This window comes from Psychrobacter pasteurii (assembly GCF_900162815.1).
Taxonomy (GTDB): Bacteria; Pseudomonadota; Gammaproteobacteria; order Pseudomonadales; family Moraxellaceae; genus Psychrobacter; species Psychrobacter pasteurii.
The window spans coordinates 46,107-59,929 of record NZ_FUGD01000083.1; the positions used below are offsets into that span (position 1 = coordinate 46,107).

General features: G+C 44.8%; 9 protein-coding genes. 4 read left to right on the top strand and 5 right to left on the bottom strand.

Annotation, left to right across the window (positions count from 1 at the left end):
• The first annotated feature begins 66 nt into the window (after positions 1–66).
• Complete coding sequence (locus A1232T_RS07220) at positions 67–1,608, top strand: phospholipase D family protein (protein ID WP_077448785.1); 1,542 nt, start codon at positions 67–69, stop codon at positions 1,606–1,608.
• A gap of 93 nt (positions 1,609–1,701) precedes the next feature.
• Here A1232T_RS07220 and A1232T_RS07225 read toward each other — a convergent pair whose 3' ends face one another.
• The 4 genes from A1232T_RS07225 to lnt all read right to left on the bottom strand — a co-directional run bounded on the left by A1232T_RS07225 (position 1,702) and on the right by lnt (position 7,737).
• On the bottom strand, positions 1,702–3,525 hold the full coding sequence (locus A1232T_RS07225; RefSeq protein ID WP_077448786.1) for an aminopeptidase P family protein: 1,824 nt from the start codon (positions 3,523–3,525) through the stop codon (positions 1,702–1,704).
• A gap of 158 nt (positions 3,526–3,683) precedes the next feature.
• Positions 3,684–5,258, bottom strand: a complete 1,575-nt coding sequence (locus A1232T_RS07230; protein ID WP_077448787.1) for a peptide MFS transporter — start codon at positions 5,256–5,258, stop codon at positions 3,684–3,686.
• A gap of 277 nt (positions 5,259–5,535) precedes the next feature.
• Positions 5,536–5,943, bottom strand: a complete 408-nt coding sequence (locus A1232T_RS07235; RefSeq protein ID WP_077448788.1) for a hypothetical protein — start codon at positions 5,941–5,943, stop codon at positions 5,536–5,538.
• A gap of 219 nt (positions 5,944–6,162) precedes the next feature.
• On the bottom strand, positions 6,163–7,737 hold the full coding sequence (gene lnt, locus A1232T_RS07240) for an apolipoprotein N-acyltransferase (protein WP_077448789.1): 1,575 nt from the start codon (positions 7,735–7,737) through the stop codon (positions 6,163–6,165).
• A gap of 289 nt (positions 7,738–8,026) precedes the next feature.
• On the opposite strand from lnt, the gene recG reads away from it, so the two are divergent.
• The 3 genes from recG to A1232T_RS07255 all read left to right on the top strand — a co-directional run bounded on the left by recG (position 8,027) and on the right by A1232T_RS07255 (position 13,212).
• Positions 8,027–10,303: an ATP-dependent DNA helicase RecG gene (recG, locus tag A1232T_RS07245; RefSeq protein WP_077448790.1), complete on the top strand. Its 2,277-nt coding sequence runs from the start codon at positions 8,027–8,029 to the stop codon at positions 10,301–10,303.
• 176 nt (positions 10,304–10,479) lie between these two features.
• Positions 10,480–11,388, top strand: a complete 909-nt coding sequence (locus tag A1232T_RS07250; RefSeq protein ID WP_077448791.1) for a DMT family transporter — start codon at positions 10,480–10,482, stop codon at positions 11,386–11,388.
• Between the two features lie 102 nt (positions 11,389–11,490).
• Positions 11,491–13,212, top strand: a complete 1,722-nt coding sequence (locus A1232T_RS07255) for a flavin-containing monooxygenase (RefSeq protein WP_077448792.1) — start codon at positions 11,491–11,493, stop codon at positions 13,210–13,212.
• A gap of 89 nt (positions 13,213–13,301) precedes the next feature.
• Here A1232T_RS07255 and A1232T_RS14100 read toward each other — a convergent pair whose 3' ends face one another.
• A complete protein-coding gene (locus A1232T_RS14100; RefSeq protein WP_167367045.1) occupies positions 13,302–13,472 on the bottom strand; it encodes a hypothetical protein in 171 nt (56 codons plus the stop codon).
• Positions 13,473–13,823 lie beyond the last annotated feature (351 nt).

Below are 13,823 nucleotides of genomic sequence, written 5' to 3' on the forward strand. Positions count from 1 at the left end.
CTGCTATTATTACTAAAACATCAAACACTTTACCTCACTGCCTTGTCATCTTAAAAGAGCTGCCGTATGTTAAAAATCTTAAAAATAATTTTGCTTTTTATTGTCGGCTTAATTGCTCTTTTAATCGCATTGGCTCTAGTGACTCATAAGAATTTGCCGGACAATAGCAACCGTACCGAATCCAGTTATTTGCCAGTAGATTCTAGTACAGCTTTGGCCCAGCAGTTCTTGCCCTCAATGCAACAAAAGCCTGGCCTTAGTGGCATTTATTTACTCGATGACAGCCACGAAGCTTTTTTGGCTCGCTTAGCGTTGGCCGCTTCAGCACAAAAGACCTTAGACGTTCAATATTATATTTGGAATGACGACACCACAGGCCACCTATTGATGCAAAGCTTATATCAGGCGGCTGAACGTGGGGTGCGTGTCCGCCTACTACTTGATGATAATAATACTGGCGGCATGGATAACTTGCTCGCCAGCGTCAATGCTCACCCTAATATTGAAATACGTTTATTCAACCCCTTTATGCAGCGTAAGCTTCGTCCTTTAGGCTACTTAAGCGACTTTTCTAGACTAAATCATCGCATGCATAACAAGTCTTTTACTGCTGATGGCCTAGTGACCATAGCCGGTGGGCGTAATGTGGGTGACGAGTACTTTGGCTTCGGTAGTGGCGTGCTGTTTGCTGACTTAGACATGGCTGCTGTGGGGCCAGCCGCTAAAGATGTGGAGCAAGACTTCGACCGTTATTGGGCAAGTAACTCCTCTTATCCTTTAGAGCGTATTATCAAACATACGCAAATAGAACCCTTTGATACCACACCGGCAACTGATGAGGATACCCAGCTTTTTTTAAACAAGCTTAGTGCCTCTACCTTTGTAAAACAGTTACGTGAAGGCTCCCTATCCCTAACTTGGACCGAGGTTCAACTAATCAGCGATGACCCTGCCAAAGGGCTACAAAAATCCAAAGAGTCAGACTCAGTATTGGCGTATCTTGCCCCTTTAATGCGTCACACACAGCACGAACTGCTTATTATCTCTCCTTATTTTGTCCCCACCAAACAAGGCTCAGCTTTGTTCCGTAACTTGGCTGAAAAAGGAAAGAATGTCGCCGTGCTGACCAACTCTCTGGCAGCTACTGATGTGGTTCCAGTACATGCTGGTTATGCCAAATATCGTAAGCCTTTACTATTATCTGGTATTTCTTTATACGAGATTAAGCCTCAGGCGACAGTGGTCACCAAGAACCATGGCGGCATTCTAAAAAGTAGTGGCGCCAGCTTACACGCTAAAACCCTTATCATTGATAATAAAACGCTGTTTGTTGGCTCTTTTAATATGGATCCGCGTTCTGCAGCGCTCAATACAGAAATGGGCTTCGTGTTTGATAATGAGCAGATGGCCAGCTATTTGGCAGACAACATGAAGCAAAATCAGATGCAGTATAGTTATAAAGTCACTAAAACGGCCAAAGGCAAATTGCACTGGGAAACCATTGAGGACAATAAAAAAGTTGAGTTTGACGATGAACCACACAGCTCAGTATGGGCCCGTATTGGAGTATGGATATGCTCTTTATTGCCTATTGAGTGGCTACTGTAGAGCCATTAAATAGTTGTAAAGCTATTAAATGACAGACCAAAAAAGCCGCCCAAATTTAGGCGGCTTTTTTGAGTACAACTTGAATTACAGCAGTTAGATAGCTTGAGTACGCTCAGTTAACCAAGTCAGAGCTTCGCCCTCAACACGGTCTTTTAGCTCATTATAAACGTGAGTGTGGTAATCGTTTAACCAGTTAATCTCATCTTGAGTCAATAGGCTTGGGTTCACCAAACGGGTATCGATAGGACACAAAGTGACCGTCTCAAAGTTTAGATAATGACCAAACTCTGTCTCTTGTGGTGTCGGTACAGGCTGGTTAATAACTAGGTTTTCGATACGAATACCCCAGCGACCTTCACGGTACAGACCTGGCTCATTACTGCTAATCATACCCACTTTCATCGCACGCTCTGGCGGATTGCTGGCTGCATAAGCAATGACTTGTGGACCTTCATGTACGTTTAAGAAGTAACCCACACCATGGCCGGTACCATGGCCATAATCCATTTGTGCTTGCCATAAAGGCGCACGGCAAATAGCATCAATCAACGGAGAAGCAATACCGTCTGGGAAACAAGCCTTAGCTAATGCAATGTGTGCTTTTAACACCAGGCTAAAGTCACGTTTTTGGCCTTCATTAACATTACCAATACCTACCACACGGGTAATATCGGTAGTACCGTTTTGGTATTGAGCGCCTGAGTCAATCAGCAATAAGCCATCGCCCTCAAGGTAGCTAAACTTGTCTTCAGTGGCACGATAATGTGGCAAAGCGCCGTTTTCATTGAAGCCAGCAATGGTTGGGAAGCTAGGTGAGACATAATGTGGCTGTTTGCTACGCACCTCAATTAGCATGCTGTCCACATCTAACTCACTTAAGCGCTCGCCGTTATTCAAGCGGGCTTCAAACTCACTAAAGAACTCACAAAGGGCAGCCCCATCTTGACGCATGGCTTCACGCACATGCTCAATATCTTCTTTAGATTTAACAGATTTTAGTAAGGTACTTGGTGCGATTTGCTCAATCATGGCAATGTCATCGCCTAAGTCATTTAGAGTGCCTACTGCCACTTTATTAGGATCTAATAACAGTAAATCATCTGGCGTAAGCTCACTTAACGCGCTTTGAACTTGGTCGTAATCTGCTACGCTAATACCGGCATCGGCCAATAGCTTAGCGATATCCTCGCCTACTTTAACATTATCGATATAAAGCGTCGCCTTATCGGCAGTAACAATCATGTGTGCCAAGAATACTGGGTTGTAGTCCACATCACTACCACGCAAGTTGGTCAACCAAGCTAGGTCATCTAAGCTTGAAATTAGGTGATGGGTGGCACCAATCTCTTGCATCTGTGCTCGTACTTCAGCCAATTTTTCTTGGGCAGACTGTGACACAAACTGAGCATCATGAGCATACAGCTGAGCGCTTGGTAGCTCTGGACGGTCTTGCCAAATCTCACCCAATAAATCCAGCTCAGTGATTAGACGAATACCGTCTTCTTCACTGTCTACCACTTCATCAAAAGCGTCTAACAAACGATCTTGTTCAGCCAATGACAAAACGTTGCCATCGATGGCCACACTATCCCCCGCATTTAGGTTAGCCGCTAACCACTGGGCGTGGTTGGGTGAGCCTGGTTGTAGCTTTTGTAAGGTAATGCCTGTGTCTTCTAATTGATCAGCTGCTTGTACCCAATAGCGGCTGTCTGCCCATAACCCTGCAAAATCATGAGTGACGACTAAAGTACCCACTGAACCGGTAAAGCCCGACAACCATTGACGACCTTGCCAATATTCAGGCAGATATTCAGATAAATGCGGGTCAGCAGAGGGGATGATAATGGCACTGATGTCGTTGTTTTTTAGAACTTGGCGTAATTGACTGATACGCTCTTGGATTGCAGACTTGCTCATAATATTCCTCAGAATGAATGGTGTGTTTTTTTATTGTGTCTTGTTTGGTAATTTCAAATAGTAAAAAACGTGCTACCAATTATAGTAACACGTCTGATTTTTAGAACCGTTTTCAGTTAGTAAGCGACTTAAAAAATCGCCTTTAATCTACAGCTGACTTAAATAGTATCGCAGCGCTCATCTTCAGCTTCACTACGATCTAGCATGGCTCTTACTGGCTTGGATAACGCCAATAAAATCAACGCTGTCACTACCAAGAATATCGTCATAGTGGTAAATAGACCCGGTAGACCGTCAATGGTATCGGCCGAAACGTGGCCGCCGAAGAAGGCCGCTACTAAGTTACCCATCGCCAATGAGGTGAAGAACAGACCCATCATCTGACCCTGCATGCCTTTGGGGGCAAGCTTAGTCATAGAAGACAATCCCACTGGGCTTAACGCCAGCTCACCTAGAGTCAATAACAATAGACTACCGGTTAACCATAAAGGCGATACCAAAGTATCCGGATTGGCTACCACCAGTTTAGAAGCCATAATCATCAGACCAAAACCGGCTGCTGCTAGTAGCATACCCAATGAGAATTTGGCCATACTGTTTGGCTCAAGGTTACGCTTACCTAACCATACCCAGATCACACTAACAATCGGTGCCAACATTAAGATAAAGATAGGGTTTAGTGACTGGAACCAAATACTTGGAATATTAAAGCCAAGCACATTTAGGTCCGTATAACGGTCAGCAAATAAGTTAAATGAGGTGGGTTGCTGCTCAAAACTTGACCAAAACAGCGTCGAACCGATAATTAAAATGAAACAAATCAGTAGGCGCAGCTTATCGGTTTTATCCAATTTAGGAGAGATGAACATATAAGCGAAATACAACAACACCATACCGGCGATGATGTAGGTCATATATTCAGCCACCATGCTAGGATTAAATGGCATAATTCCTGTGGCAATTAACACAATTAGTGCAACCAGAGCCGCAACAAATAAACCCACCCAACGTCCTATATGTTGATACTGATCGTTGGCCACTTCCCATTCAGGCTTGATCCCTTTGACTTTGGCAAAGCGTTTTAAGTTCTTACGGGCAGCAAAGCGATATACCAGTAGCGATACCAACATACCCAGTCCGCCTACCCCAAAGCCCACGTGCCACATCTGTCTTTCTTGAAACAGTCCCACGATAAGGGCGGCCAATAAAGCACCGATGTTGATGCCCATATAAAACAAGGTAAAGCCCCCATCACGGCGAGCGTCTCCTTTAGGATACAGTGCCCCTACCATGACCGAGATACAGGTCTTAAATAACCCTGACCCTAAAACAATACAGACCAGACCAATGAAAAACATCGACATGCCAAATAAGGCAGAAAGAGCGATAAATAAGTGACCTAGAGCAATAATAATACTGCCCCACCACAAGGCCCGCTCTTGACCCAACCAGTTATCGGCCAGCCAACCCCCAGGTACCGCTGCTAAATACAACGTACCGGCAAAAATACCGTAAATGGCTGAGGCGGTCGCATCATCAAACCCAAAGCCACCATTACTAATGGATGCCACCATAAATAGCACCAATAGTGGGCGGATACTGTAGTATGAAAAGCGCTCCCACATTTCGGTAAAAAATAAAGATCGCAGTGGCTGAGGGTGGCCCATAAAGCTGCTGTCTAACGCTTGTGCTTCAGCGGAAGACCCTGACCCATTTGAGTCTGCATTACTCATAATCTTGATTCCTTAGTTGTCTAACAGTTAAACATACCACTCTCAACTGTACAGTGAACTCAGTCCATCTCTATATAGCAGTCTCTACAGCAAGCAGTTATGTCAAAGTTGCTTCAAAGTTTGGAGATTCATAACTTTATATTTTGTTAAAGCGAAGTATTGTTTCACGTGCTGAACTAAGGGTAAAGAAAAATTAGTGACGTTATATTAAAAAAACCCGCTCTATCATATAGATAGAGCGGGTTTTAGCACATTTTAAATGGCTTTAAAAAACGAATTACTGAGCCGTTTCAGTCGCTTCTTCTGTGGCTTCTGCTTCAGCTGGAGCAGCTTCTTCTGTTGCAGGCTGTGTCTCTGTGGCTTCAGCTGGTGCCTCAGTATCTGCTGTATCGGCTTCTGCTTCAGCAGTTGCAGTAGCTTCGTCTGCAGGTGCATCAGCAGCGGCTTCTACTGCCGCATCTTCAGTTGTCGCCGCATCGGCTTCAGCTGCAGGCTCTGCAGTTGCCTCTTCAGCAACAGCTTCTTCAGTGGCTTCTTCTACAGCAGCTTCAGGCGCTACATGATTACCTGCAGGGCGTAAAAAGGCTGAAATACCAATAAGAAGTACGATAGCCAAAAACGCAGCAGTCCCTACCAGAGCGTAGGCAAATTCTTTCTTTGGTTTATTTTGGCTTGCATCTGCCATAGGTCACCTATCTGTATAGTTTGATAAAGGTTTAAGAAGAGGGGTTCCTCTGCCATATAGTATTTAATTAATAGCACTATATCACAGTCAGAACTGTTCACATATCTTGCTATTATATCGCAATTTGCTACCTTTTGTGAAAACGCCCTGTCCAATTTGTGGATTAACAGTACATTTTTATCAATGAAAGTTAAAACCACTATTATAGGTTACTTAAATTTAGCGTTTAAAGGAGCGTTTACCCAAGTAGCTTAACACCAGCATTAAGCTTATTAATAATAAAATAGGCGTGTTACCAAAGCGAACATAAGGGGTGGTTCCGGTACGAGATTGCACCTCGCCACGTAGCACAGTGCGCTCAAACTGTGGTGCTCGAGCCACAATTTTACCAGTATGATCAATAATGGCGGTAACGCCGGTATTCGTCGCACGCATGAACCAGCGCCCCGTTTCTAAAGAGCGCATTTGTACCATTTGTAAATGCTGCAGCGGGCCCGCTGAGGTACCAAACCAAGCATCATTAGAGATGGTCAATAAGAAGTCGGTATTCTGTGCATTACGGCGTGTGGTATCAGGATAAGCCACCTCATAACACACAGCCGAGCCTAAGTTGTGGCCGCGTACTTGAAGCGGTGACTGGTTTTCAGGACCTCGGCTATAACTCATAATATCTTGACTACCCGCCAAGTTAGGAAACAAATCTAAAGCCCCTTGAAACGGAATATACTCCCCGAAAGGCACTAAGTTTTGTTTTTTATACAGCCCATCAGCTTGGGCGCCTAGAGCTATCACACTGTTATAAAACGGCGCATATTTGTCTGTATCTTGTTGATAGGCCGCTTCGTCTTTATAAGGAATACCGGTGACCCAAGTGGTGTCGGTTTGTTTGGCTACTTTGACCACTTCACTAATAAAAGGCCAAGCTTCCGTTTGAAACATAGGAATAGAAGATTCTGGCCAAATAACCATATCTTGAGCCCATTCGGTACTGCTTAGCGTGGCATAAATCTCAAGAGTTTTATAACGGTATTCGGTCAGCCACTTAAGGTCTTGCGGAATATTTCCCTGGATTAACGATACCTTTAAGTTTTCGGAATTTGGCTTTGGCTGAGTCCACGCAGGATTGGTCAACCACAGGCCAATGCTCGCGGCTATAAATAAGGCACTGACTACCAGATACCCTGCCCGCTTGCGAAACACATCGACCAAGCTGGCCGATAATAAAACCGCTACGAAAGATACCGCGAACACCCCGGCTACCGGCGCTAATGAAGACAGCCAATACTGTTCAGTAAAGGCATAACCAACGAAGAGCCAAGGGAAACCGGTAAATAACCAAGTCTTCATCCACTCTTGTAATACCCACAAAGCGGCAAAAGCCAAAGGCTGCTTACCCACAAAGCGGTTAAAGATCAGAGCCAGAAAACCATGGAACAGCCCCATACCCAGCCCCATAACCGCAATGGCCAATACTGCTAAAGGTGCCGGAATATCTCCATAATCATGGATTGAGGTATATAACCAAAATGCCCCCACACACCACAGCCCCATACCATAAGCTTCACCAATGATGAACGCTCGCTTATTGCTCATCGGTCCCAACAGAAGTGCGTATAGTAAGGCTGGAGAAATCAGCGCAATAATCCAGTAGCCATAAGGCGCCAACGATAGCATAAACATCGCCCCGGCCAACCAAGCCACAATAACGGCTGTACCCATTGGCAGCAAAGCAGCTTGTTGCTCATTATAGGGCTGATTTAATCTATCTTGGACATGTTGAGTTGAGGCTCGCATGACGGCTCCGGTAACTGGTATCTTTATAAGGGTGAACGGCAGATTGGAGGCTTTTGTTGGCTAAAATAAGGCGCAAAAAAACAGCACTTATTAAAACCACTATTAATAAAGCCAATATTATGCGTATGATAACAGTCTATACCCAAAAAATCTTAGACCAGATACAGTATATATAATAAGCCCTGATGTGCCGGTAAAATATCCTCTATAATCTGTGAATACAGCGGCTTAGTTATACCCGATTATTATAATGAATAGGTCTTAAATTCAGTCAATCAAGAGACTCGCTATGCCAACTTCCTCAAATGGACACACGTCCCCTGCTTCTTCTCAGACTACTGCAAATATAGCTCAAACTGCTGTAGATTTGCCTGTCCATGTACTGGCTGGTGTCGGTAGTAAGATTGAAGGACAGCTTGAGCAGTTGGGGGTTCAGCGCCTATTTGACTTGCTATTGCATCTGCCACGTGACTATGAAGACCGCAGTCGTCTGGTTAATATCAGTGACTTGCAAGATGGTCAGTCTGCATTAATTGAGGGACAAGTCACTTATGTGGATAACAAACGCAGCGGCATGACGGTGGTGATTGAGGATGCTACTGGTGCCATTCAACTGCGTTTTTTTAAGGTTTATGCCGGCTTGGCCCAGACCATGACTTTGGGCACCCGTTTAAGGCTGTTTGGAGAGGTAAAAATCAGCCGCTACGGGGTGCAAATGGCACACCCTGAATACAACGTGGTCAGCCCAGGCGCACCTGTGGTCAATACCGGGCTACAACCCATTTATCCTACGGTCAAAGGGTTACATCAAAACAAGCTGCGCACCTTATTAAAGTTGGCCTTACAGACAATCCATCAGCAAGGCCTACCCATTAGCGTGTTTAATACTTCAGACTGGGAAGCGGTCAATCACTTGCCAGCGCCGCTACCCACCAACAGCTATGGTCTGCCAGTTACTCCTTCTGCCTCAAATATACCAGTAACCAGTCCCTCTAATCCCTCTAGCCAGATACCTAGCAATACGCCCAGCTGGCAACATTTAAGTTTGTTTGAAGCACTAACCTTAATTCATACGCCGCCGATGCACACCGATATCGCCCTACAAGCGGCGCAGTTGGAACAATTAAAAGAACGCACCCACCCCGCATGCCAACGTTTGATCGTTGAAGAGTTGACGGCGCATCAGCTCAGTATGCTGTATCGCCGTAAGCAATTACATCAGCACAAAGCCCCTAAATGTGACACAAACAGCCCCTTAGCAGACAAACTTTTGGCCAACCTGCCCTTTAGCTTGACCGGAGCACAAGACAGAGTCGTTAAAGAGATTACCAGTGACATGGCCACCTCTATTCCTATGCTACGTCTGGTACAAGGCGATGTGGGCGCTGGTAAAACCTTGGTTGCAGCACTTGCGGCTTGTTATGCGCTCGATAGTGGCTGGCAAGTGGCAGTCATGGCTCCCACAGAGATCCTAGCTGAGCAACATTTGATTAACTTCAAAGCTTGGTTTGAGCCGTTAGGGATAGGAGTCGGCTGGCTGGCTGGCAAGCAAACCGCCAAACAGCGCCGTGAAGCTTTAGAAGCTATTGCCGAAAATGAGGTGCAAGTTGTGGTCGGCACCCATGCCTTATTCCAAGAGTCCGTGGTTTTTGCCAAATTGGGACTGGCCATTATTGATGAACAGCACCGCTTCGGGGTTGAGCAGCGTATGGCCTTGACTGACAAAGGAGTTGCCGATAGCACACCACACCAGTTGATTATGACCGCCACCCCTATCCCGCGTACGCTAGCGATGAGTGCTTATGGCGATATGGACACGTCCATCATTGATGAGTTGCCGCCGGGACGTACTCCGATTACCACGGTCACCATTGACCGAGCCCGCCGAGATGAGGTGATTGAACGCATTGCGGCCAACTGCAAAGAAGGCAAGCAAGCATACTGGGTCTGTCCGCTAGTAGATGACTCAAGTACCTTAAATGCTCAAGCTGCTGAAGCCACCTTTGCCGACTTAAGTGAGCGTCTGGATATCCGTATCGGCATGGTTCATGGCAAAATGAAAGGGGCTGAGAAGCAAGCGGTCATGGCTGCTTTCAAAAATGGAGAGCTAGATTTATTGGTAGCTACCACTGTAATTGAAGTTGGGGTTGATGTGCCCAACGCCTCACTCATGGTCATCGAAAACGCTGAGCGTTTGGGCTTATCGCAATTGCACCAGCTGCGTGGCCGAGTCGGTCGCGGCTCTACCAAAAGCTTCTGTGTGCTGCTGTATCAAACCCCATTATCTGAGACAGGCATTGAGCGCTTAAACGTGCTGCGTGACAGTAACGATGGCTTTGTTATTGCTCAAAAAGACTTACAACTGCGTGGCCCAGGCGAGTTACTCGGTAAACGCCAAACCGGCAATGTGAGCTATTACGTGTCGGATTTAAGCCGAGATGAAAACCTATTGATGATTGCCAGTCATTTGGCCAAACGCCTGATTAATGATGACTCACGTAAAACGGAAGTGACCCAGTTGATTCACCGCTGGATGCCTGAGGCCAGCAAATATACCAATGTATAAGGCTAGCTTTCTATTTTGATATTCAAGGGTGAGGTTTATAGCGTATCTTTAAGACTGAGATTTTTTCGCTATATTTTGTTAACGCCATATCCTTGATTCACAACCCGTCTTATAATAGCGAGCTTTCTTCGTTATTTTATACAGCTGTCTAACTTAGATGACCATAGGACCTCTCTGTGAGCAAACGCGACCTAATTACCTTTCTTACCCTCTCTTTTATGTGGTCATTGTCCTTTATTTTTTATCGAATCGGGGTGCCCGAGTTTGGCTCACTGGCCTTTGCCACTATTCGTTTGGAGCTGGCTGGATTGACCATGCTCATCTTCGTATTACTTAATCCAAAAAACCGCCAAGGCATTCTCGCTCATTGGAAGCTGATGGCCATCGTTGGGTTATGCTCTACAGCGATTCCGTTTATCTTATTTGGCTTTGCCGCTAAGTCTGTCAATGCTGGAGTATTGGCAGTATTAAATGCGTCAGTACCCATGATGAGTGGCGTGATTGCCAGCTTGTTTTTTAATGACAAAATGTCAAAAAAACAACTGCTTGGACTGGCCATTGGGGTGGTGGGCGTTATTATCTTAATGAGCGAAACCTTAGTTGCGATGTTAGGTAGCGAAGCACAAGGAGATCTACACACCCAACTATGGCCGATGGGATTTGCCTTATTTGCTTGCGTGGGATATGCCGCTGGCGCCAATATAACCCGTAACTACTTAGAGCATGTCTCCCCCATTGCCATCACCTCAGGCACGCTCATCATTGCTAGTATTGTCATGCTGCCTGTGGCTCTCTACAGCTTTCCTTATGGTCAATCGATTAGCGTAAAAGCTTGGGGCTCTGTGATTTGTATCGGTATTTTATCGACAGCTATTGCGCTGATATTTATGAATCAGTTGATCAAAAGCATTGGCCCTGTTCGAGCCACCAGCATTACCTTAGTAATTCCTATTTTTGCTATTATTTTTGGTTATATTTTGCTGGGTGAGTCACTAGATATTTTTGCTATTGTCGGGTCTATGGTTATTTTATTTGGCACCTACCTGTCTTTAGACTTGTCTCTTAGAAAGCTGGCTAAAGCCTGACTTTATCCCCATAATGTTAATAAAGAAATAAAACCCATTGGGTTGAAGGTTATCACTAACCTAGAAAAGTAAACTACCCCCTTAGAGTTCAAAGGATGAACCATGCGTATGCTCGGTAAGCTAAAAACAGCGATTGTCTCCCCTAACCGCACTAACTCTCTTTCTTCGAAGCCGTCAGCGGTAGCCCCCACTACGGCTTTGGTAGACAGACTGCCACAGTTGCCTGCCCTGCCCAACTTACCAAGAAGAGCTACGGCCACCGTGCGCCGACTAACGCCCAGCCTACCTTTTAGTAAGAAACAGCCTCAGCTTGATGTATTAATCATTGGCGCAGGTATTTCTGGTATAGACATTGCCTCCCATCTAAGCCGCGATAAACTGCTGTCAAAGTCTGTAAAAAAAGGCCGTGTAGCCCTGGTTGAGAAGCGAGCAGCCATCGGTGGCACTTGGGATTTATTCAAATACCCAGGCATACGCTCCGACTCAGATATGACCACTTTTGGCTTTGCACATCGCCCTTGGATGGGAAAGAAAACCTTGGCTGATGCTGCCGCCATTAAAGCCTATATCGAAGAAACCGCCCAAGAGGCTACTATTGACTCGTTAATTGAGTTTAATACCGAAGTTGTAAAGATTGAATGGTCCAGCTCGCACAAATACTGGACGGCTACCTTAAAACAGACCAATACCGGTAAAACTCGGACGGTCACCAGCCGCTTTGTCATCGGGGCAACCGGTTACTATGATTTTGAGCAGGGCTATCAACCTGAGTTCCCTAATGAGCAGCAATTTAAAGGTCAAATTATTCACCCCCAGCAATGGGATGAAAGCATTGATTATGACAACAAACGGGTGGTGGTTATTGGTAGCGGAGCAACAGCTGTAACCTTAGTCCCTGCTTTATTACAGCCGCTTAGTGCAGGTTCTGGCCAGAAAAAACAAAGCGCTGCCCATGTCACCATGTTGCAGCGCTCACCCACCTATATTGGCAGCATTCCCAGTGAAGATGATAGCTTAGAGGTTCTAAAAAGCCGCTTTCATCTAAAGGATCAAACCGCTTACGGCCTAGTTCGTTGGAGAAATATTCTTATTCAACAAGGCTTATATCGCTTTGCCCAAATCGCCCCCAACCTTATGAAAAAGGGCTTAATTAAACAAGCCAAAAAAGAGCTTAAAGGCAGTGATGTCGATATCAACCACTTTAAGCCCAACTATAAGCCTTGGGACGAAAGACTTTGTGCAGTTCCCGATGGCGACTTATTTAAGGTGTTAAAGACCAGTAAAGCTGATGTCGTTACGGATACCATAAAAAATATCACATCAACTGGCATCGCACTCACTTCAGGCCGTCATTTAGATGCAGATATTATCGTTAGTGCCACTGGTTTAAAGCTACAAATGCTCGGTGGCGCACAAGTATTAGTAGATGGAGAGGTCGTTGCCGTAGATGAACGTATGACCTATAAGGCGGTGATGGTAGAAGGCATTCCTAATTTGGCGGTGCTTTTTGGGTATACCAATGCTTCTTGGACCCTAAAGATTGATTTGGCCTGCGATTATATGGTTCGATTACTGCGTTATATGCGGCAAAATGGATACAGTACTGTGCAGCCAACCCCTATCGCTATCGATGGAGATCAAGCCATTAGACAAACAGATACCGTGATGGGCTCCTTAACGGCAGGCTATATCAGTCGGGCTCAAAATATTCTGCCAAAACAAGGAGATAAATATCCTTGGTATGTTACCAACAATTACTTAAGTGACATCGTGATGCTTAAATACCAACGTGTCGCAGATAAATGGTTACGCTTTGGCCATTAAGTTTTTGCCCCGCGATTTTATCTTATGCTATAACAAAAAAAGAGGACAGCTTTCGCCATCCTCTTTTCATCATAAGCCATTAGCTGCGCTTATTTTTTCTTAGCTTTCTTGTCTTTTTTGTTTTTCTTAGCTTTCTTTTCTTTCTTTTTTTGGTCTTTTAGCTTGTCTAACTCTTTGACCTTTTTCTCTACTTTTTTCTTAGCTTTTTTGATGTCTTTCTTCAGCTCTTGTTTTAGCTCTTTAATATCCGACTTAGCCATGACTGACTCCTTTTTTGTTTATTATAAAAAAACTTAGGGTTAAAAAATCTTATTCTTTGATATATCAGGGAGTAACTTACCCAAAGTTATTATTTACGAACTACCCTGCATAATCTATGTATCCTTGAAAGCCCGACATACTGACGTTTCAGCATAGGTTAAACAGTAACGGACGTCCTAAATAATGCCTTAATCTAATAGTATCAAATTGGATTTTTTAAACAAGCGCCCACTGTATTTAGAATGTAATATTAAATTACGCTACCTAATTATTGTTATCTGCCTAAATATTTGTTAATGGCTCATCACACTAGGCGCATAACCCTAATAAAAGTATGGTTTTTTATTGTT